At 37.2% G+C, this 21,014-nt stretch carries 17 protein-coding genes and 1 pseudogene; 15 read left to right on the top strand and 3 right to left on the bottom strand.

The annotated features are described in order from the left end of the window. The first annotated feature begins 85 nt into the window (after positions 1-85). The 6 genes from ACQKP0_RS15415 to lacD all read left to right on the top strand — a co-directional run bounded on the left by ACQKP0_RS15415 (position 86) and on the right by lacD (position 6,420). Entirely contained in the window at positions 86-1,006 is a 921-nt protein-coding gene (locus tag ACQKP0_RS15415) for a carbohydrate ABC transporter permease (protein ID WP_427406852.1), read from the top strand. Positions 1,007-1,095: 89 nt separating this feature from the next. Continuing rightward, a complete protein-coding gene (locus tag ACQKP0_RS15410) occupies positions 1,096-1,854 on the top strand; it encodes a carbohydrate ABC transporter permease (RefSeq protein ID WP_427406851.1) in 759 nt (252 codons plus the stop codon). Between the two features lie 180 nt (positions 1,855-2,034). Beyond that, positions 2,035-2,931 (top strand): ROK family protein, encoded by an 897-nt coding sequence (locus ACQKP0_RS15405; RefSeq protein WP_427406850.1) that lies wholly within the window; start codon positions 2,035-2,037, stop codon positions 2,929-2,931. Positions 2,932-3,135: 204 nt separating this feature from the next. Continuing rightward, a complete protein-coding gene (locus ACQKP0_RS15400; protein WP_427406745.1) occupies positions 3,136-4,302 on the top strand; it encodes an SIS domain-containing protein in 1,167 nt (388 codons plus the stop codon). 94 nt (positions 4,303-4,396) lie between these two features. Then, complete coding sequence (lacC, locus tag ACQKP0_RS15395) at positions 4,397-5,332, top strand: tagatose-6-phosphate kinase (protein WP_427406849.1); 936 nt, start codon at positions 4,397-4,399, stop codon at positions 5,330-5,332. 101 nt (positions 5,333-5,433) lie between these two features. Next, the gene (gene lacD, locus ACQKP0_RS15390; protein ID WP_427406744.1) at positions 5,434-6,420 is read left to right on the top strand and encodes a tagatose-bisphosphate aldolase; all 987 of its coding nucleotides are present in this window, start codon (positions 5,434-5,436) and stop codon (positions 6,418-6,420) included. Between the two features lie 508 nt (positions 6,421-6,928). Here lacD and ACQKP0_RS15385 read toward each other — a convergent pair. Next, complete coding sequence (locus ACQKP0_RS15385; RefSeq protein WP_427406743.1) at positions 6,929-7,918, bottom strand: hypothetical protein; 990 nt, start codon at positions 7,916-7,918, stop codon at positions 6,929-6,931. 264 nt (positions 7,919-8,182) lie between these two features. On the opposite strand from ACQKP0_RS15385, the gene ACQKP0_RS15380 reads away from it, so the two are divergent. Continuing rightward, complete coding sequence (locus tag ACQKP0_RS15380) at positions 8,183-8,518, top strand: hypothetical protein (RefSeq protein ID WP_427406742.1); 336 nt, start codon at positions 8,183-8,185, stop codon at positions 8,516-8,518. Between the two features lie 100 nt (positions 8,519-8,618). Here the strand turns inward: ACQKP0_RS15380 and ACQKP0_RS15375 are convergent. Then, positions 8,619-8,708: pseudogene (locus ACQKP0_RS15375) on the bottom strand (IS3 family transposase); the annotation flags it as partial. A 98-nt stretch (positions 8,709-8,806) separates the two neighbouring features. Between ACQKP0_RS15375 and ACQKP0_RS15370 the strand changes: the two are divergent. Both ACQKP0_RS15370 and ACQKP0_RS15365 read left to right on the top strand, forming a co-directional pair. Then, positions 8,807-9,610, top strand: a complete 804-nt coding sequence (locus tag ACQKP0_RS15370) for an N-acyl homoserine lactonase family protein (protein ID WP_427406741.1) — start codon at positions 8,807-8,809, stop codon at positions 9,608-9,610. A 13-nt stretch (positions 9,611-9,623) separates the two neighbouring features. Beyond that, positions 9,624-10,094, top strand: a complete 471-nt coding sequence (locus tag ACQKP0_RS15365) for a MarR family winged helix-turn-helix transcriptional regulator (RefSeq protein ID WP_427406740.1) — start codon at positions 9,624-9,626, stop codon at positions 10,092-10,094. Between the two features lie 422 nt (positions 10,095-10,516). Here the strand turns inward: ACQKP0_RS15365 and ACQKP0_RS15360 are convergent, their stop codons facing one another. After that, entirely contained in the window at positions 10,517-11,947 is a 1,431-nt protein-coding gene (locus ACQKP0_RS15360) for a PQQ-dependent sugar dehydrogenase (protein WP_427406739.1), read from the bottom strand. Positions 11,948-12,161: 214 nt separating this feature from the next. Here ACQKP0_RS15360 and ACQKP0_RS15355 point away from each other — a divergent pair, with 214 nt between their 5' ends. From ACQKP0_RS15355 to ACQKP0_RS15330, 6 genes are all read left to right on the top strand, one after another. Then, positions 12,162-13,994, top strand: a complete 1,833-nt coding sequence (locus ACQKP0_RS15355) for a dihydroorotate dehydrogenase (RefSeq protein ID WP_427406738.1) — start codon at positions 12,162-12,164, stop codon at positions 13,992-13,994. A 532-nt stretch (positions 13,995-14,526) separates the two neighbouring features. Beyond that, entirely contained in the window at positions 14,527-15,243 is a 717-nt protein-coding gene (locus ACQKP0_RS15350; protein WP_427406737.1) for a C39 family peptidase, read from the top strand. A gap of 562 nt (positions 15,244-15,805) precedes the next feature. Further along, positions 15,806-16,489, top strand: coding sequence for a response regulator transcription factor (locus ACQKP0_RS15345; protein ID WP_427406736.1), 684 nt, complete (start codon positions 15,806-15,808; stop codon positions 16,487-16,489). 1 nt (position 16,490) lies between these two features. Next, a complete protein-coding gene (locus ACQKP0_RS15340) occupies positions 16,491-17,483 on the top strand; it encodes a sensor histidine kinase (RefSeq protein WP_427406735.1) in 993 nt (330 codons plus the stop codon). A 109-nt stretch (positions 17,484-17,592) separates the two neighbouring features. After that, complete coding sequence (locus ACQKP0_RS15335) at positions 17,593-18,276, top strand: ABC transporter ATP-binding protein (protein ID WP_427406734.1); 684 nt, start codon at positions 17,593-17,595, stop codon at positions 18,274-18,276. Further along, positions 18,273-20,861 carry an ABC transporter permease gene (locus ACQKP0_RS15330; RefSeq protein WP_427406733.1) on the top strand — a complete coding sequence of 863 codons (2,589 nt, stop codon included), beginning with the start codon at positions 18,273-18,275 and terminating at the stop codon, positions 20,859-20,861. The genes ACQKP0_RS15335 and ACQKP0_RS15330 overlap by 4 nt, the downstream gene beginning before the upstream one ends. Positions 20,862-21,014: the final 153 nt, after the last annotated feature.

Raw genomic sequence — 21,014 nt, 5'->3', positions numbered from 1 at the left:
AAAAATGAAGAGGAGAATGTATTTCTTCTCTTCAATTTCCTTAAAGGGAGGGAATGCTGTGAAAGAAACTCCTCTTCAGGCCGAAGTGAAAGCACCAAAAAAATTAAAGGTTTCTAGCTTAACAAAGACAAGGAAACGTTCTGATTATCTTTGGGCATATTTGATGATTGCACCTACCATGTTAGGATTGTTTATTTTTTACCTGTGGCCCATCATTCAGACCTTTTACTTTAGTTTTACCGAATGGGGCGCATTTGGGCAGTATGAGTGGACAGGGCTAGATAATTATAAGCGGATGTTTGAAGATTCCAACCTTTTAAAATCGTTTAAGAATACAGGGATTTATATTATTTTTACTGTCCCAATAGGGATATTCTTATCTATTCTTGTAGCTGTTCTCTTGAACCAGAAAATAAAGGGGAAATCGGTTTATCGTACTTTATATTTTTTACCCGTGATCACTATGCCGGCTGCCATCGCAATGGTTTGGAAATGGCTTTTTAATTCTGATTACGGACTACTAAACTATCTTTTATCCTTAATTGGAATCAAGGGTCCGCAGTGGGTAAGTGATCCGAAAATCGCCCTATTTTCAATTATTGTTGTAGCAATTTGGAGCGGAATCGGCTATAACATGGTCATCTTCCTCTCGGGGCTGCAAGGGATTCCAAAAATGTATTATGAAGCAGCAGAAATTGATGGGGCAGGCCCAATCAAGGTGTTCTTTAAAATTACACTGCCACTTCTCTCTCCGGTTATTTTCTTTGTGTCGATCATGTCTCTCATCGGTGCATTCCAAGTGTTTGACTTGATTTTCATGATGATTGGAAAGGGCAGTACAGCGTTAGAAAATACGCAGTCAATCGTTTATTTATTCTATCAGCATGCCTTTGTATTAAACGATAAGGGATATGCTGCTGCCATCGCAGTTCTCTTGTTAATTGTTATCCTGATTATTACTGCGATTCAAATGGTCTTACAGAAAAAGTGGGTTCATTATGATTAAAGGAGGGAGAACCATTGGAAAGAGCAAGAAAGCTTGTGACAAGTAAGACATTTCTGATCCATTTCATCCTTATTTTAGGATCGGTAGCAATGGTGGTTCCTTTTTTATGGATGATCCTGACCTCGTTAAAAACCTATGCCGAGTCTATTCAGGTTCCGCCTGTTATTATTCCAAAGGATTTCCAATGGGAGAACTACAAAGAGGTTTTTGGACTGCTGCCTTTTTTCAAATTTATGTTTAATACCATTATTATTACTGTCGCACGGACAGCCGGTCAGTTGTTTCTGTGTTCGTTGGCCGCCTATGCCTTTGCTCGGATTGAATTTCCAGGCCGGAATATTCTATTTATGTTAGCGTTAGCAGTTTTAATGGTACCAGGGCAAGTGTTTTTATTGCCGCAATATATGATTATGGTAAAGCTTGGCTGGCTGAATACACTACAAGCAGTGATAGTCCCGGGTATTTTTAGTGCATTCGGTACCTTCCTGTTACGACAATTCTTTATGGGGCTTCCAAAGGAATTAGAAGAGGCCGCTCGGCTGGATGGCTGTAACCATTTTCAAATTTATTGGAGAATTATGCTACCGCTAGCAAAGCCTGGTCTAATTGCGTTAGGGATTTTCACCACGCTTTGGAGCTGGAATGAATTAATGTGGCCGATGATTGTGAACAGTTCTCCGGAATCGATGACACTTTCTGTCGGATTGTCATCACTCCAAGGTCAATTTTTAACAAACTATCCAATACTTATGGCAGGCTCCTTTTTAGCCATACTGCCAATGCTGATTTTATTTATGATCTTGCAAAAACAATTTATTGAAGGAATTGCAGTAACAGGTGGTAAATAAGTGGGGATGGCTCCCGAAATATTTACTATCTGTTGGGTTGACCCTACAAGTTAGGGTGATATAATAGAATTACTAAGTTACTATACTCATAGCATCGTGTCTATGAGTTTTTTCTGGTACGCTTGTACCAACAACCCGTTGTTGGAAAATGCGCTACATTTTACAGTGGGGGGCAGGAAAATGAAAAAAGCAATCGGCATTGATATTGGCGGGACAAAGATTGCAGCGGCAATCATTACGGAATCGGGAGAACTACTTAAGCGTACAGAAGTAAAAAGTGATCCTTCAGACCGTGAAAAAATGTTTGATCGAGTCGTAGAAGCGGTGGAACAAGTCCTTGAAAATTCAGAGATTTCTATCGATGACATCAAGGGTATCGGCGTGGGTGTACCAGGTAAAGTGGACCGTGAGAATGGCATTGCAGTTTTTCAGAATAATTTGCCTTGGGCACAGTTTCCCGTTACGGCCCGTTTAAGAGAGCGATTTAGCACTGAACGAATTGCGATCGACAATGATGTCTACATGGCAGCTTTTGCCGAATGGAAAGCAGCACAGGTAAAAAGCGATGAGACCTTTGTCTATGTGACTGTAAGTACAGGAATCTCCTGTTCTATCATTCATAAAGGTTCGTTTTTCAGGGGAGCAGGGTTTGCCGGGGAGCTAGGTTTGATTCCGGTCCTTTCCAAAGGAACCAATAAACGGCTGGAAAAAGTAGCAGCAGGACCGGCTATCCAACAATTTGCTGCAAATGAATTACAAGTGGAACAATTAGCTGCGAAAGATGTATTTGAAGGCTATACAAATGGGCTACCAGAATATCAATCGATCATTAATGAATTGACCGACCATTTATCACAAGGTCTTTATTCGATTTCCAGCTTATTGGATCCACACAAAATCGTTTTTGGCGGCAGTGTCATGGTAAACAATCCTTTTATACTGGAGTTGATCAAGAAAAAACTAAAAATCTATCAACTCCCTGAACAACAGCATATTTTAGAACATATGAGCATTAGCACATTGAAGCAAAATAACGGTGTCGTTGGTGCTGGACTAAGAGTATTTGAAAGTAATTAAAGGCTGTTTTCGAATATGTTGTTGCTTTTCGGACAGATTCTAAGTCTAAAAATTAATTGGTGACGTGCTCTTTTCCCGATATATTAGGTTGTAAATTCAAAAAGAGCGATAAATTAGAATCGTAAAAATCCAAATGCCGATTTTTACTTGGTAAAAATCAAAAAAGTTTAAGAAAAGAGCCTATTTAAAAGAGAGGTGCAGGAAGTGTTTACATTAAATCAAGGAAAATTAGCACCATTAGGTGCATCGATTACAACTGCAGAGATTAAACAGCAGCCTGATTTATGGGCTGAAACGTATGCATTGTATAAGGATAAAAGTAGTGATATCGAAGCATTTCTGCAAAAACTATCAGAAAGACATGATCGAGTTCGCGTCATATTTACTGGTGCGGGAACCTCTGCATATGTAGGCGAAACCGTCCTGCCATACTTAAAAGAAAAAGTGGATGAACGAAAGTGGGACTTTTTAAGTATTCCGACAACCACTTTAGTATCTAACCCTCATCAATTTTTAAAAGCGGATTTCCCAACATTGTTGGTTTCTTTTGCTCGAAGTGGAAATAGCCCGGAGAGTGTTGCAGCTGTTGAATTAGCGGAACAGCTGGTAAAGAACTTCTATCAGATAACGATTACCTGTGCAAAAAATGGTGAGTTAGCAAAGCGAGCAGAAGAGGATTCGAATAATTTGCTGTTATTGATGCCTGAAAAATCTAATGATCAAGGATTTGCCATGACTGGAAGTTATTCATGTATGACACTAACTGCATTGCTCGTTTTTGATCCTTTGTCAATTGAAGAAAAATTGACGGTTGTTAAAACGATTCGCCAAATGGGCGAAAGTGTCATAAGCAGAGAGGATTATATTCAAAAAATTATTTCTGCTGATTTTGATCGGATTATTTATCTTGGCTCAGGTAGTTTAGAGGGACTCACGAGAGAGGCGCAGTTAAAAGTATTGGAACTAACTGCTGGTAAAATTGTGACTGCTTTTGATTCCTCGCTCGGTTTTAGACACGGTCCGAAATCATTTGTTAATGAAAAATCGTTGGTGTTTGTGTTTGTTTCCAACCATCCATATACACGTCAATATGATTTGGATATTTTAAAAGAATTGCAGCAGGATGACATCGCAAATGGAATATATGCGATATCGGTGGACGGCGAAATAAACTATGATGGAAATACCTTCTTATTTGACAGCGAAGCACTATCGATACCGGATGCCTACCTTGCACTACCATTTGTCATGATCGGGCAAACTGTTTCACTGCTTGCATCTGTAAAAGTAGGTAATACACCGGATACCCCTTCCCCGACAGGAACGGTGAACCGAGTTGTTAAAGGGGTTACAATCCACGAATATAAGTAAACTTTTGAGGGGAACGAAAAAACATTGAATCCCGCGCTTGATTTAACAGGGACTTATCTTGATGGAGTTTGCGGTACAAGAAAGAGGGAGTACGATGATTTTAGCTGTCACCATGAATCCATCCGTTGATATTTCTTATCCTATTGATGGATTCAAGTTAGATGATGTCAACCGGGTAGAAACTGTCCGGAAAACGGCCGGGGGGAAAGGCTTAAATGTTGCCCGGGTGGTTGCGCAAATGGAAGAAGAAGTCCTCGCTACAGGGGTGCTTGGCGGAACGATTGGCGATTACATCGTTCAAGAATTAACGAAATGCAACATACAAAATAACTTTTTGAGAATCGATCAAGAATCAAGAAATTGTATCGCCGTTCTCCATGAAGGGATGCAAACAGAGATATTGGAGGCTGGTCCGACTTTATCTTATGCTGATGGAGCGGCATTTTTAGAAAAATTTGCGAATCTCCTGACTAACGTTACAATTGTGACGATTTCTGGCAGCTTACCGAAAGGACTGCCCAATAATTTTTATCAAAAAATGGTAGAAATCAGTCAGGAAAAGGGAATTCCTGTTGTTGTGGATTCGTCAGGAGAACCATTAAGGCAAGTTTTGTTACATCAGGCAAAACCATTTGCCATCAAACCGAATACAGCGGAATTGTCTCAGCTGCTTGGGATGAAAGTTGATGCGGATATAGACAGTTTGAAACGGGCTGTAAACCATGAATTAATGAATGGGATTGAATGGATTGTCGTCTCGATGGGGAGTGAAGGTGCCTTTGTTAAGCATGCTGATGATTATTATCGGGTCACGATCCCTCAAATAGATGTGGTTAATCCAGTTGGCTCCGGTGATGCTACCGTTGCTGGGTTAGCCGTTGCACTGAAACGTAGTCAGACGGTTGAAATTTTGCTGAAGACGGCGATGACTGCAGGAATGCTGAATACGATGGAAGCAGGAACCGGATATATTAATTTTGCTAAATTCAAGCAATTTTTTGATACTGTAAAAGTGGAAATAATAGATTGATAGAGTTGACGGCTGTTTATATTTTTTATCAAGGGAAAGGAGTCGGCAATTCCCCTAAGCGTGAACGCAGGGGATTTCTTGCCGATTTATGGTGATGGACAGTGTTAGAACTAACAATGAATAAATTAGCGGCTTTAAAACGGTTATCTGATGAAAACGGCATAATTGGAGCATTAGCGATTGACCAACGCGGCTCATTGAAAAAGATGATTGCAGCAGGAAAGGCGACAAATGTCGGAGACCAGAGTATTATCCGGTTTAAAGAACTAGTTTCTGAAGAATTGACCCCATATGCGACTTCGATTTTATTGGACCCTGAATATGGTCTGCCAGCTGCAAGAGTTCGCCACAATGACGCTGGTTTATTAGTGGCTTATGAAAAAACGGGCTATGATGCAACTGCGGTGGGCCGTCTCCCTGATTTATTACCTGAGTGGTCGGTTAAACGATTGAAAGAAGCAGGTGCAGATGCGGTGAAATTCTTACTCTATTATGATGTAGATGAAGACGAAAAAATTAATGATTATAAACATGTATACATGGAACGTGTAGGCTCCGAATGTGTTGCTGAAGACATACCGTTTTTCTTAGAAATTGTGACATATGATGCCAACAATGATGATGTAAAAAGTAAAGAGTACGCCAAAGTGAAGCCTCATAAAGTGATTAAAGCAATGGAAGAATTTTCTAAGCCGCAGTATAATGTTGACGTTTTAAAAGTGGAAGTTCCGGTCGATATGAACTTTGTCGAAGGATACACAGAGGGAGAAACTGTCTATAGCAAAGATGAAGCTGCCGCCTTTTTTAAACAACAAAGTGAGGTAACAGAGCTGCCATTTATTTTCTTAAGTGCTGGCGTAAGTTCCAAACTATTTCAAGAAACATTGAAGTTTGCTAAAGAATCCGGTTCCACCTTTAACGGTGTGTTATGCGGCCGGGCAACTTGGAAGGAAGGCGTCGCACCTTTTGCTGAAGATGGTGAACAAGCAGGCCGGGAGTGGCTACAAGATACCGGGATAAGAAATATTGAAGAACTGAATCTCGTCTTGAAAGAAACAGCCAACTCCTGGTTTGATAAGGTAAAATAAAAAATAGTCTTTTTCTTTTAAGTTAATTCAATGTTGAAATCTATAGAAGTGAAAGTACCTTTCTTTAAGGAGGAAGGTGCTTTTCGCTTTTGAAATGGTATTTAATCTTTTACCCTAAACAATTTTTTCCATTCTAAAGTCAAAGAAACCCCTTCTCTTTTACCGTGAACAACCTTTTTTCCTTTCTACGGGTAAAGAAAATCTTTATAAATACAAAAACACCTCATTTTATTGGTATAGTGGATTTGCCGAGAATACACTACCAAACAGAAAAGGTGTCTCCTATATGATAGAGTATAATGATCATTCGAACGGGACAAAAAGCCAAAGCTCATTTTTACTTGGTTACCTTGGTTTACAATTGCACGAAATTAGCATGTGATCGTCTAAACCGTCAGTTGCAAGAGCAATCAGCGTGAATTTTTAAAATTGAAATTACTTGGATTCTGCTGGTCTACCTTTCTAACAATGTGCATTATGAAATTGATTCAAATATCTTTGACTTAAGTCACGCTTTCTTCAATGAAAACAGAATATAGATCGTATCAATTTCATGGGATTCTTCCAAAACCCACGAGGTTTGGGTTAAAATTCGCTGCAACCCCTCCAGCCCAAGATATCGGATTTGCACGCCAATAAACTCTGTAAATCCCAGGTATCCCGGATTTACATGCGCCCGGTCGAAAATTAATGAACCCGTGACCCGGGCGTTCTCCGGGGAGTTGGTAAAGAAATGGTTTAAATTTTCAATGATATCTGAATCCGAACCGTACTCAAAAAGACCGCCCTCCGATGAACAGAGCTGAATCCAGCCGGAACGTACCAAACTCATCTTTAGTAATTCCTCCGGTTGGCTCCAGTCATAATGAATAGTATTGAGGGTAATGTCTAGGTCATGGAAGCGTTCCCCCGGCTGCTTCAAAACATCGATGCACCGTTTTGCGAAATTGGGTCCGTAGGTATCGATATCTAAAATGTTGATCTCAATCTTTCGTCCCTTGAGTAATTCCGGGTCCGATTCCTGAATTAATATCAGGGTGTTGATACTGTCGGTAGCGGCCCCCCCAGCGATATTGAAGAAACAAAGGTTCCGTTCAGGGAATTGCTTGAGCTGGGGCAGCAAAATTGTCGACTGGAGCCGGCAAAGATCCCTCAGCCTGATCCGAAGTCCCATGAAAGAGGTTTGCTTCATCGCCCACTTGTCCCGGAAACCTAATTTTATCCCCCGGCTTAAGTCGGGGCCAAGTTTGTACAGCAAAGTACGCATGTTGCTAAGATAGGAATTGTCAACATTCGACATTTTCACAAAGATGTTCTGGATAAATCCAGGCATCTTCTTTAATGATTCAATGCTCCGGGCTGACTTGAGACAGCTCAAATGATACGCCTGTTCATCAATACTTGCGTTGAAAAGGGGATGAGTAATATCCAGGATCGGTAATTGAAGTTCATTCTCTAAAACCGCATAGAGAATTCGCTGTTTTTGATTTGTATTCATTTTCAAATCCACCTCACTAGAACGATGATTTTTTATCTAATAAAAACCTAAAGCTAGCGTAATTGATCTTCCCGGAAGAAGTCTGGGAAACTGTTGAATTGGGATCACCTGAATAAAATCCATGGGGATTTTAAACCGGGTAAAAACTTCTTTTCGGATGTTATTCAATAACGCTTTCGGCACATCTTGCAACTATAGAGTGAATATTTCGACTCCTATGTTATAATCATTTTAACGATTACATTCTAATATAGGAGAAAAGGTATGAATCGGTTACACTATTATATTAAATTATTGATATTCAATGTCCAAAATAAATTTAGCAGTTCTTTTACTCATTTTATTCTGATTTTCTCCCTATTTATTGCAGATATTCTATTTATCCTAAGTGATTTTACAGCTTTCTTGGTTATGCAACCAGAAGCACTGCCCACAATACTTCTACTTGTATTTATTTTATATATTTGGAGAAAATATTCACTATCTCAAAGATTCCCAGCATTAACTAGAATTCAATTATATTTTTATTCTATTATGTGGTGGAATTGGACATTGGAGTGGATTGCTCCATCATTACGAAATAGAAAAAGCATTCTATGAACATTGAAGAAAAAGTAAGTGAAGAAATTAAAAAAGAAACTACTGTTTATGAACTGAACCCAAAAAGTTGAATATAGGCAGCTGCATAGGCATGAGTTCGTTATTGAACAGGACTCATGCCTTTTAATTTTGCATTAATTTGTTTGAAATTATAATAATGAATATTATTCTCTAATTCTAGTTTAAAATGCTAATAATATGCCTTTTTTTTACTTGAAAATAGATGACATGTCATTTAAAATAAAATTAATAAATGACATGTCATCTATTTTGGAAGGTGGTTTTAAAATGAAAGTACATATTCTGCATACAGGTAAGGTCCTCATTGATCGTGCGTTAGCATATAGGGAGAAAAGTTTTCATCCAGTTCCATATACAGGCTGGTTTAGGGGAAAGAATAAAAAAATATGGGTGCCTGTATCTTCCTATTTAATTGAGCATCCCAAAGGCTTAATTCTAGTAGATACTAGTTGGCATGAAGAAATAAGATTGGATCAGAGGAAACACCTTGGGGGATTAGCTTATTCAATGTTCAGGGGAGAACTTCCAGAAGGAGAATCAATTGCTGAGCAACTTAAAGATTTAGGCATCCAGAGTAAGGACTTAGATTTCGTCATACTTTCTCATATGCATTCCGACCATGTCAGCGGTTTAAGACATGTATGTAATGCAAAGAAGATTTTAACTAGTGAATTAGAGTGGAATGCCGCACATAAAAGGTTAGGCTACATTAAATCCATGTGGGCTAATATTACGATTGATACTTTTAAATGGATGGATATACCTTACGGACCTTTCAAAAAAGGGTATGACCTTTTTGGTGACGGAACTATCTACCTTGTTTTTACACCTGGTCATAGTGACGGTTTGATGTCATTATTAGTTCAAATGCGGAATGGATGGTTGGTATTGGCAAGTGATGTTGGTTATTCTGAAAGATCGTGGAAGGAAATGGTTCTGCCTGGAATAACTACTGATAAAACTGCTGCATATCAATCTTTGAAGTGGTTGCAGGATTTTTCAAGGAAACCAGATTGTGTTAGAGTAATTGCAAACCATGATCCAAATATTAAACCGGAAATTATTAAATAAGGATGAAGATAGAATGGAAAAACGATATAAAGAAACCGAGAAGTTTCGATATCTTATCTTAGCTGTACAGAGACAAGGAAACAAAATTTTAAAGAGTTATCTAAAAGATATCGGAATTACACCTTCACAAGCAGAAGTGATATCCATTTTAAAAAATAAACAACCTATAACTCTCAAAGATTTAGGTCATTTATTAATATGTGAAGATAGTAGTCCATCACGATTGGTTGAAAGAATGGTTAAGGATCGGTTAATAGAACGTGTTAAGGACGAAAATGACTCACGTTTTGTTAGACTTGCACTAACTCCATTGGGCGATGAGAAATATACATTAATCATGAGAGCGGAAGCCGACATGTATAAGGTGCTTGAACAACTCTATACAATTGCTGAATTCGAAGAAACAAATAAGATGTTGGGGAAATTACTTTTAAATACTTCCTTAGAGCAAACAATGATTGATCGAGGTTTTTGGGAAGATTAGAAATATACTATAGAGTATCCATTCAAAAATTTTCGATTCCTACTGGCTTTTTTAAGCCTCAAGTTTATAGATACAAAATAGCTCCCCATAATAAGTTTTTTTTATGGGTAAAATTATTAGATTTACCAGGCCAATGCGAATGAATAAGAAAAAAATGTACAAAAGATTTGACTCTGTTTAAGCTTTTGTTATTCCGCTACCATGAAAGTACAAAACAGTGAAAATCTAAAAAAGACAATGCTAAAGTAGACCAAGCAATTATAATTTTAAAAAAAGCAGAGACTAAAATTAAACCTCATGTCGCAATATCAGTATGACCACAAAAACCCTACTTAACATAATTGCTCTCTTGTTTGTTTTATATTTCAATTCGGTTAAATCCAAGATTTATCGAGTAGTAATTCGAATTTTATAGTGATAAATCATGGAATAATTTCCATTACAGTCCCTTGGTTAAAATCAGTCACTTTCATAGAGCCATAAACCCCTAAATATAGTCTGGTTTGATCCAGATTCGTTCCCAAACTAACATAATAAGCTGATTGAGGCCCAAAATTATAATTGGTTTCAATAACACTAAAATCATTTAGTTTACAATCTGTACTTCCCCTGGTGTAAGCTAAAACGCCTCTAACTGGAGGCCTGGATTCTTCATCCTTGGCAAGATCGGTAAACACAACACTTCCTGTTAAATTGGGGATCCCATTCCCCAAATAGACTTGCACTCCTGTAAGTGCAGTTCCTCCAAACTTATTGGGGCGGGGATCTTTATGAAAATAACTAGTTAGAGGCTGAAGATGACTCACTGAAGTTTTCACTGCTTCATTGTAATAAGCAATTGTTTTCTCATCCAAAGTCGGATTTTCAGAGCAGCCTCTTATAAACGAAGTAGGAAATGCACCTTCCCACCCTCGCCAGCCAAAGTTAATAAATCCTTCTTGGTCAGTTTTAGATTTCATTAAAGAAGCTTGAATAAGCTGAGTAACCGGTATTGGTTTATAATGAACGAATGAAAAAATCGACTCTACCAAATCCTGTCCGACATTTCCCACATATTTGATATATTGATTATTAAACCTTTGAAATGATATGCCTGGTATATTGCGAACACCTTTGGCAATTACCGTAAGAGTTTCCTGAATAGGTGCAGGAAGTTCATTAAAACGTGTGACTACGGGTGGATTATGGATAAATGTATTCTTACCTACATCAATTTCGACTATTTTACCGAATATCTCCATATCATCCTGACTTAAATTAAATGGATCATAGCCTGCTCCACCATCACCAGTTGTAAAAACAAGTTTTCCGGTTTCAGGTGAAAAGTTTAAGCTATTGACACCATTATGATTAAAAAATGGTCTTCTTAAGTTAAGCAATGTTTGTCGTTTTTGAGGTTGACCATTCAATTGTAAAATCCATTCTTCCACTGTATCAATATGATCATATTGAGTTTCTCTATTTATCCATTTTAAGTTTAAGGTTCCGGGATCACACTGGTTAGGTTTAAAATGTTCAGAAAGAGCACCTGGACCTTGTGTTCCAGCTACTGAATAATGCAGATAAAAAAGACCGTTATAATAAAATTGGGGATGAAAAGCTAGTCCTAGCAATCCCCGTTCATCATATCCTCGACCAGAAACACCCGGTTCAGAAGTACCTAACTTTATAATTCGCGGGCGAATATCTAAAAAAGTCCGTAACCCACCGTTTCCTATGTAAAAGATCTCTCCTACTTGGGTTGCAATAAATAATCTTTCAATTGAGTCACCCGGTAGTATAGTCGTTTTCAATACAGTGGGTAAATTTACCTTACTAACAATAGGCCGTAAATTAACCTTAATTTTTATCAACTAATTTTTCACCCCTTCTTATTATTTTCTTTTATAAGAATATGAAGAGAACTGCTCTATTAGTATCAAATTAGGGCAGGAGAATTTGGGGAATTTCCTTTTAATATTGGTCCGTTTTTGGTAGGTTTTAATTAAAGAGGGAAAAATTAATGAGTGACTTAAAATCGATATAGTAAAAAGGGTAGCCTAAATTAATGTTTAGAAGGTGTTGTTTATGCCAGACTGGTCTTATCATCCATTGAAAAAACTTGTACTAGATAAAATAAGGCCGAAAACAAGCCGAGAGTTTATTCATAAATCCATGAGTACAATAGCATCCATTCCTGGTGGTCGAGATCTTATTGGATTTTTAGGGCATATGAAGCCTCCACGGGAATTACAAAAGGAAATTTATCATACTAGATTTCCTTCTCCAATTGGGTTAAGTGGCCATATTGATCCTAATTTGTCAGGTATTAACGCCTTTCAAGAGTTAGGCTTCGGATTTGTAGAAATTGGTCCAATCGTGTTAAACGAACCTAAAGAACAAAGAGAACCAAGAAGGGAAAATAGTCATATTCTGTTTTCTGATCATCAAGAGAAGGTTCCTCTCAAACTAGCGATTAAAAAATTAACAAGCTTGAATATCCGAATTCCTATATTTGCCAGGATAGATGCACAAGTAAAAAGAAATGAATGGGACATAATTGTACAATATTTAACACCTTTTGTGGACGTTTTCATAGGAACAAGTGAGCAAATTAACTCATGCGTAGATAAAAGTGTAATGTGTTTGGAACGTTCCTTTTATGTATCTTTTTATGCTGATGAAATTAACAATAAAATATTAGAAATAGGGAAATCAATACAGCATACATGTATTGGTGGTATAGTCGTAAATGCCCCTCATCGAACTGAGGACAGCTATTGGCATGAAGCTGCAAATACAAATGAATGCCTAGTTAAAACGGTTAAACAGGTTAAAGAGCTACACCCTGAGCTAATGGTCATAACCTCTGGTGGGGTGGAGGCACCAGAGGAGGCATGTGCTTTAGTTCGTGCTGGTGCAGATCTGTTAATGCTAACAGATGGCTATGTAAAAGCTGGACCAGGGTTACCAAAGCGCATTCATGAACGATTATTATATGAAGAAGTCCGACCTATTAAAAACCAGAATTGGTACTGGTCTTTTCTGTTTGGTCTCTCCATCCTAATTGGAGGAATTATTGCCTTATATTTTGCACTTACGAGTATTATCCTCCCTTATGACGAGTCGTTTATCGGACTGACAAAAGCTGATATCTTAAAGGTAAATCCACTCATCTTATCATTTATGTCACATGATAGGATGGCACTAGGTGGAACAATGATATCTGGAGGAATATTGTATATCCAGCTTGCACGAAACGGAATTAAATATGGCATGCATTGGACAAGGGTTTCTTTTCACAGTGCAGCAATCGTAGGCTTTCTTGGTATTTTTCTTTTTATCGGCTTCGGTTACTTTGATTGGATGCACGGTTTATTTTGGCTTTTCTTATTGCCGATATATTATTTTAGCTTTAGGGAAGGAAAAAGAGTCACAGGTACCCCATATTCCATTCATGGAAAGAATGATAGAGCGTGGAAATACGGCCTTTATGGACAGCTCATGTTTATTATACTAGGATTTTTAATATTAGTAGGCGGTATAGTTATTTCAACAATAGGTGTATCCAAAGTTTTTGTGTCGACTGACTTAGGCTTTTTGTGTATGTCGCCTCAAATGTTAGATAGTATTAGTAACAATTTGATTCCTGTTATCGCACATGACCGAGCAGGATTTGGTAGTGCCCTTGTAAGTGTTGGTTTGCTTGTTCTAATGATTTCCTTGTGGGGTTTCAGAAAAGGGGAATGTTGGATTTGGAATACCCTTGCTATAGGAGCATTACCTGCGCTTATAGCGGGGATTGGAACGCATATATATATTGGATATACAACCTTTATACATTTACTTCCCGTTTACTTTTTAGTAATTTTATATTTATTAGGATTAGTATTATCTTATCCTTTCTTAAAAAAGAAATAAAGTAGCCGTATCGACAAATGGATACGGCTTTCACATATGATAATTATAGGTCTATAAGAAATCCTTTTATTATGCAATCGCACCTGTTTGTTGAATTCCAGAGGTATTTCTATTGCAAGTTTAGTCCTGCTAATTAGATTTTATTCTTGTGATAAATTTAACCAACTTTTTTCATCAATGCCTTGGATATTATCCTTTGACCCAACTATATCTAACATTCGTTGATATGTTTTAATATTCCAAGCAGTCATCCATTTTGCACATACCGGTAATCCAAATCACCCAGGACTGCCTGAATGGCCAACTGTGAAACCAGAAGACGAGCCAACGATGATTTATGATAGAGATTGCAAAGTACTTCATAATTGCTGCTACCAAAATTCGACAAACTCCAGGTAAAATGTCCAATCCCATCTATCCTCATTTTCCAGTTCATTAGAAATTGTTGAAAAAAATCGAAACCATTTTCATATAATCGTAATCTAATAAATTAAAAGGGTCTTTGGTCCTGTGAAAAAGGTGGCGACTATATATGGAAGAAATTAAGCTTCAAGGCAGAAAAACGGTAAAACCAATGTTCATTGCTTTATTCATATTCACTCTGTTATTTCTTGCGGGATGTAGCACCTATGTGCAGCAAAACAAATTGGATGATGCTCAGTCGACTGCTAGTGTAGAGAAAAAGAATGATGTAAAATCCGCAGGTTATCCCTTTCCTCCTTACCCCTTGCACGAAAACTATGAATCCACAAGTAGGTTTAAAGTACAATTAGACGTTCCCATTATAAGTCAAAGTCCGGAGCTGCCGACTGGATGTGAGATTACAGCGGTGACCATGCTGTTACAGTTTAAAGGAGTCGACATTGATAAATTAATATTGGCCCATGAAATGCCCAAACATGAATATGATCCCAATATTGGGTATGTTGGGGATCCGCTAACGGATTCAGGGTGGACTATATACCCATCCGCTTTAATGGATTTAGTCAGGAAATATACAGGCAGTGCTAAAAACATATCAGGGATAGATAATAAAAAATTAGAAAAACAATTATTAGACAATAAACCTGTTGTCGTCTGGGTTTCACCAATGCACGAATTCAAGGTTCATGCCTTAGTCCTAACCGGATTTGACAAGAACAATTACTATTATAATGATTCCTGGACAGGTCAAGAGAACGTCAAAATCAGCAAAAATAAGTTTAACACCATATGGGGGAATCAAAATAAACGGGCGATTACCTACTAGATTCGGTGCTTGTTGCTAAAAAGTTCATTTTATTCTTGTTTTTAAGAGTTTAATTGTTAATCCACGATTAGAATTATGCACTTTTTTTCCACAAAAAATTTTTTTTTAATCCACCTATTAGTTCTCTTTTTTTCAGTATGAATAAATTTATACGAGTAAATTCCCTCTTTTTATTTTTTTTATGTTTATGTAGCATTTGTTCAATAAATATATAAGAAACCTTAAATAAATGGAATAATAAAATATCAATTTTATATACAAAAAATCACCCCAATTGTACTGAGGTGATTTTAATTTTAACTAATCGTTATCGAAATACTTTTTTTCTATTATGTTCAAAATAAATACCACCAGTGTAAAATAATGGATTATCATAAGAGAGAACAGATGATATCTTCTTTTTTGTTCCATAAGTTAATTACATATTAAGTTCTATGAAACCTGCTTTAGAAGGCGGAAGCGGAGTAGGATGGTGCTCCACTACCAATCTCCTATATTATATAGTATATGATAAAATTATGAAATGATTTGGCCGATTTTTAAGAAAAGGATGATGTCCATAATGAATATTTTGCTTGTTGAAGATGATCGAACGATTGCTTCTGGGCTTGAGTATTCTCTACAGCAGGATCAATTTTCTGTTTTTCTTTGCTATGATGCAGAATCAGCAAAGAGACTGATGATAGAGAAGTTGAATGAAATAGATTTATGTTTGTTTGATTTGTCGCTGCCAGATGGAAGCGGCTATGATTTATGTAAAATTGTCAAAGAGCGAAGTGATATTCCCGTCATTTTTTTAACGGCGGTGGATGATGAGGTTAATGTGGTAATGGGCCTTGATATGGGGGCGGATGATTATATTACAAAGCCCTTTCGTATACGTGAGCTTCTTTCGCGAATCAAGTCAGTGTTAAGAAGATATCAAAAGCAAACACAGAATAATCATTTGTTTGTAATAGGGAATGTACGTATTAATACACTGGAAGGAAAAGTATACAAAAATGGTGACGAAGTAATCCTCACTGCCTTGGAGTACCGATTATTGCTCATTTTTGCGAACCATATCGGACAAGTTCTCTCGAGAAATCAGCTACTAGAGCAAATATGGGATGTCGCAGGAGATTTCGTAAATGATAATACGCTAACTGTCTATATCAAACGACTTAGGGAAAAATTAGAAGATTGTCCGCAAAAACCAACAGTCATTAAGACGGTTCGGGGATTAGGCTATAAGGTTGGTGATTAGGTTGCTGCGTCATCGGGAGATTCAAATACTATTGATAGTAATGATCGCTATTAGTCTTATTGCAATTATTACTGCTGCCTATATTAATCTAGTTGCTGCATGGTTCGTGTTCATTGTCTCTGTTCTCCTGATTACTTGCTGTTTCATTTTTACGTTATGGAGATATAAAGAAATTGAGAAGCTTTCTGGTTATTTGCGGAAGATTGGTGGAGGTGACTATACTCTTGATGTTCGTGATAATCAAGAGGGTGAACTGAGCATTTTGAAGAGCAATATATACAAGGTAACCGTCATGCTTTCAGAACAGAAATCACTTTTACAGAAGGATAAAATTCATCTTACTGATGCAATTTCAGATATTTCCCATCAGCTAAAAACTCCAGTTACCTCAATGATGGTGATGGCTGATTTGTTAAGTGATGAGGAATTACCTTCAGGCAAAAGAAAGGAATTCACCCATAATATTCATAATCAGCTGGAACGGATTGAATGGCTTGTTTCATCCTTATTAAAGCTCTCGAAAATCGATGCTGGTACAGTAGTATTTAAAAATGAACGAATTCCTGTCAATAAGCTTATCCACGAATCGCTACAGGCTGTCCTCATTCCGATGGATATTAAAGAGCAGAAAATATCTATAGAGGGTGATGATACCATTTGCTTTACTGGTGATCTTAAATGGACATCCGAAGCCTTGATAAATATTTTAAAAAACTGTGTAGAGCATACACAGGAGGGCGGATTAATCACGATAGCTTTTTCAGAAAATGCCTTGTTCACAGAGATCCTTATTTCTGACAATGGTTCCGGAATTTCAAAGGAGGATATCCCTTATATTTTCAATCGATTTTATAAAGGGAAAAATGCAGGTGAGGATAGTGTTGGTATTGGTTTGGCAATGGCAAATAGCATTATTAACAGCCAGAACGGTGATATTGAGATTAAAAGTGAGCAAGGAGAGGGTACACAGTTTCGAATCAAGTTTTACAAGTAAGACATATAGAAAAGGATGAGAAAGTGACTAAATTGTCATTTTACAGTCACTTGATAGTCATTTTAGACAGATAAACTATTAACATCAGCAATATATGGGGGGTACTAGAATGGAAATTTTAAAAATAGAGAATCTGTCTAAAGTTTATGGGAAGGGAGAAACAGCTGTAAAGGCATTAGATGATGTGTCTTTTTCGGTAGAAAAAGGGGAATTTGTTGCGATTATAGGTCCATCAGGATCAGGAAAATCAACCCTTCTCCATATGCTCGGAGGGGTAGATAGGCCAACAAGCGGAAAAGTACTCGTTGAAAATACGGATATATATCATCTTAATGAAACACAGTTGGCGATTTTTAGACGCAGACAAATTGGTTTGATTTATCAGTTTTACAATCTGATTCCGGTTCTGACCGTTGAAGAAAATATCACTCTCCCTTTGCTATTGGATGAGCATAAGGTGGATAAGAAACAGCTTGAACATATTGTCGGGACATTAAATCTAGAACATCGCTTAACCCATTTACCTAATCAGCTTTCAGGAGGACAACAGCAAAGGGTTTCGATTGGCAGAGCACTTATTAGCAATCCTGCTATCATGCTTGCAGATGAGCCAACCGGTAATCTAGATAGTAAGAATAGTAGTGAGATCATCGACTTATTAAAAATGTTTAATAAAACGTATAATCAAACGCTTATTGTTATTACCCATGATGAAAGGATTGCCCTGCAAGCAGACCGCATTATAACAATTGAAGATGGAAGGATTGCAAAGGATGAGGTGATCCGTCCATGAACATATTGAATAAACTAACCGCAAGGCAACTTAAGAAAAACAAGCGACGTACGCTTGTTACCATCATCGGTGTGATTATTTCTGTAGCAATGGTGACAGCTGTTTCTACACTTGGAGTTTCCTTTTTGGATATGATGAAGAGGAATACCATCGCAAACGATGGTGAGTGGCATGTTCTTTATAAAAATGTAAATAAAGAACAACTTGAAGCGATTAAAAAGGATGAAGAGACAAAAAAAGTTGTGCTGACAAAAGATATAGGCTATGCCTCCTTAAAAGGAAGCCAAAATGAAAGTAAGCCGTATTTGTTTATTAAAGCCTATAGCACAACCGGATTCAAACAGTTTCCGATAGAATTAAGCAAGGGCAGATTACCCACTGCTCCCAATGAAGTTGTGATATCGGAAGCTGTAGTATCCAATGCCAAAGTAAACTATCAAATTGGAGACACCTTAACAATTAATGTGGGAGATCGCTTATCTAATTCTAATGAGGCACTTGAACAATTTATTCCTTTACAGAAAGAAAATGGTCATACTACGGAAAAACTGAAGAATTTGAAAGTAGTAACCTATAAAATTACAGGATTTATTAAACGCCCTTCTTGGGAACCTACGTGGGCACCGGGATATACAATTATTCCCTATATAGACGAAAGTGTGATGGGAGATAAGGATACAATTAATGCATCGGTTGTTGTTAATAAAGTAAATCGTTCTATTTTTACACATGCTGAGGATGTAGCTAAGAAAATTGAATTAAACAAAGAGTCCATTACTTATAACTCTGGCCTGCTTCGTTATGATGGTGTAATAAAAGATGATAACCTACGTACCATGCTTTTTTCATTATCAGCTATTATTATGGCTGTCATTATAGTTGGATCAGTATCGTTAATCTATAATTCTTTTGCGATTTCAGTCTCAGAAAGATCAAGGCATTTAGGTATGCTCTCAAGTGTAGGGGCGACGAAAAAACAGAAGCGAAACTCCGTGTTTTTTGAAGGAATCATCATAGGGATCATTAGTATTCCTATTGGCATCATTTGTGGGCTTGCTGGTATTTACATTACCTTCAAGTTCATTAATTCAATTATCCATGGGGCATTAGATTCAACTGAAGATTTAAAGATTATGGTTACCCCATTATCGATTTTTATCACATGTGCTATTTCATTGCTTACTATATTTATTTCAACCTATCTTCCTGCACTGAAGGCTTCCAGAATCTCTGCAATGGATGCCATTCGTCAAACGAATGATGTGAAGCTTACGAGTAAAGCGGTAAAAACATCAAAGTTTGTCCGTAAGGTTTTTGGCATCGAAGCAGAGTTTGGTTTGAAAAACTTAAAAAGAAATAAACGGAGGTACCGTGCGACGATTTTCTCTTTGGTGATAAGCATTGTTCTGTTTTTAGCTGTTTCATATTTCACTTCCAGTTTGAAGAAATCGCTGGTACTTTCTCAGGATGGTGTTAACTATGATATTCAAGTGTCATCAGGTACGACAAGTAATGGACACTTACTGGATTCGGTTGCTAACCTAGAGGATGTAACAGAACATAGCTTGATGAAAAATATATATGCCACTTCTCTAATTGATAAAGAGTATGTCTCAAAAGAACTGAAGGAAATGAACGAGAATAATAAATCTGTGTATGAAGATGGAAAATATCCGTTTTTTGTTCGAGTCATTGCCTTAGATCCCGCGAGCTTAAAAACATATTCAAGAAAAGTTGGGGTAGATGTTGAACAATTAACAGACCCGAATCATTTATCTGCCATTGTCATTGGAATCACTAAGTATGAAGATGAGCAAGCAAAGAAGTATGTAGAAACAAAAATAGTGAATATGAAGCAAGGCGAAAGCCTTGATTTGTTATATGATAATCAAGAATCAAGAAAAAGAGCAGCTCTTGGGAAAGTGGAAATTGCTGCTTTGACCGATCAGTTGCCTATGGGTGTTAGTCCTTCAAGTGTGAATGAATTAAACTTAATCGTATCACAAGAAGTTCTGAATCAATTAGTTGACAAGAAAACAGGCTATAATATGGATTTATATCTTTATCTGAAATCGAAGGATCCAATGAAGACACAACAGGATATCGAAGAGATGAAGGAAGAGAATCTCTCCATATTCAATGTGTACCAAAACAGACAGCGGGATGAACAAATGCTCTTGTTAATGTCTGTCTTTACCTACGGTTTTATCGCATTAATTACAGCTATATCAATTGCAAATATATTTAATACCATTTCGACGAGCATATCACTTCGAAAACGCGAATTTGCTATGCTGAAATCTGTTGGCATGACACCGAAGGGCTTTAATAAAATGATTAACTATGAAAGTATTTTCTATGGAATCAACTCTTTGCTTTACGGTTTGCCTATTAGCATCATTATCATGTACTTCATTTATAGAACTACGAGGAGAGGCTTCGACTATACATTTGTCCTGCCGTGGACCAGTATTTTATGGTGCCTTATAGCAGTATTTATCATCGTAAGTGCCGCAATGCTTTATTCAAGCTCAAAAGTAAAGAAGGAAAATATTATCGATGGATTAAAGCAGGAAAATATATAGGTTGATAGAGAAAGCTTTATTTAAACAAGAATGTAAATGTATCTGATTTAAGAGTTTGAGATCAAGCTGCCATTATGGTGGCTTTTTCTGATTGTGCTTTTTTGTCTCAATTTATTCTGTTGATATTACGATAACGATGCGTTTCAGTAAAAA

The organism is Heyndrickxia sp. NPDC080065 (assembly GCF_050281185.1).
Lineage (GTDB): Bacteria > Bacillota > Bacilli > Bacillales > Bacillaceae_C > Heyndrickxia.
The sequence above is the reverse complement of the archived record's forward strand: the minus strand, read 5'-3'. Positions and strand labels throughout refer to the sequence as shown.

What these genes read in the sequence shown, in the direction of transcription:
- ACQKP0_RS15410 (WP_427406851.1), top strand. Translation starts at nt 1,096, where the DNA reads ATGGTGGTTCCTTTTTTATGGATGATCCTGACCTCGTTAAAAACCTAT.
- ACQKP0_RS15405 (WP_427406850.1), top strand. Translation starts at nt 2,035, where the DNA reads ATGAAAAAAGCAATCGGCATTGATATTGGCGGGACAAAGATTGCAGCG.
- lacC (WP_427406849.1), top strand. Translation starts at nt 4,397, where the DNA reads ATGATTTTAGCTGTCACCATGAATCCATCCGTTGATATTTCTTATCCT.
- ACQKP0_RS15385 (WP_427406743.1), bottom strand. Translation starts at nt 7,918, where the DNA reads ATGAATACAAATCAAAAACAGCGAATTCTCTATGCGGTTTTAGAGAAT.
- ACQKP0_RS15380 (WP_427406742.1), top strand. Translation starts at nt 8,183, where the DNA reads ATGAATCGGTTACACTATTATATTAAATTATTGATATTCAATGTCCAA.
- ACQKP0_RS15370 (WP_427406741.1), top strand. Translation starts at nt 8,807, where the DNA reads ATGAAAGTACATATTCTGCATACAGGTAAGGTCCTCATTGATCGTGCG.
- ACQKP0_RS15365 (WP_427406740.1), top strand. Translation starts at nt 9,624, where the DNA reads ATGGAAAAACGATATAAAGAAACCGAGAAGTTTCGATATCTTATCTTA.
- ACQKP0_RS15355 (WP_427406738.1), top strand. Translation starts at nt 12,162, where the DNA reads ATGCCAGACTGGTCTTATCATCCATTGAAAAAACTTGTACTAGATAAA.
- ACQKP0_RS15350 (WP_427406737.1), top strand. Translation starts at nt 14,527, where the DNA reads ATGGAAGAAATTAAGCTTCAAGGCAGAAAAACGGTAAAACCAATGTTC.
- ACQKP0_RS15345 (WP_427406736.1), top strand. Translation starts at nt 15,806, where the DNA reads ATGAATATTTTGCTTGTTGAAGATGATCGAACGATTGCTTCTGGGCTT.
- ACQKP0_RS15335 (WP_427406734.1), top strand. Translation starts at nt 17,593, where the DNA reads ATGGAAATTTTAAAAATAGAGAATCTGTCTAAAGTTTATGGGAAGGGA.
- ACQKP0_RS15330 (WP_427406733.1), top strand. Translation starts at nt 18,273, where the DNA reads ATGAACATATTGAATAAACTAACCGCAAGGCAACTTAAGAAAAACAAG.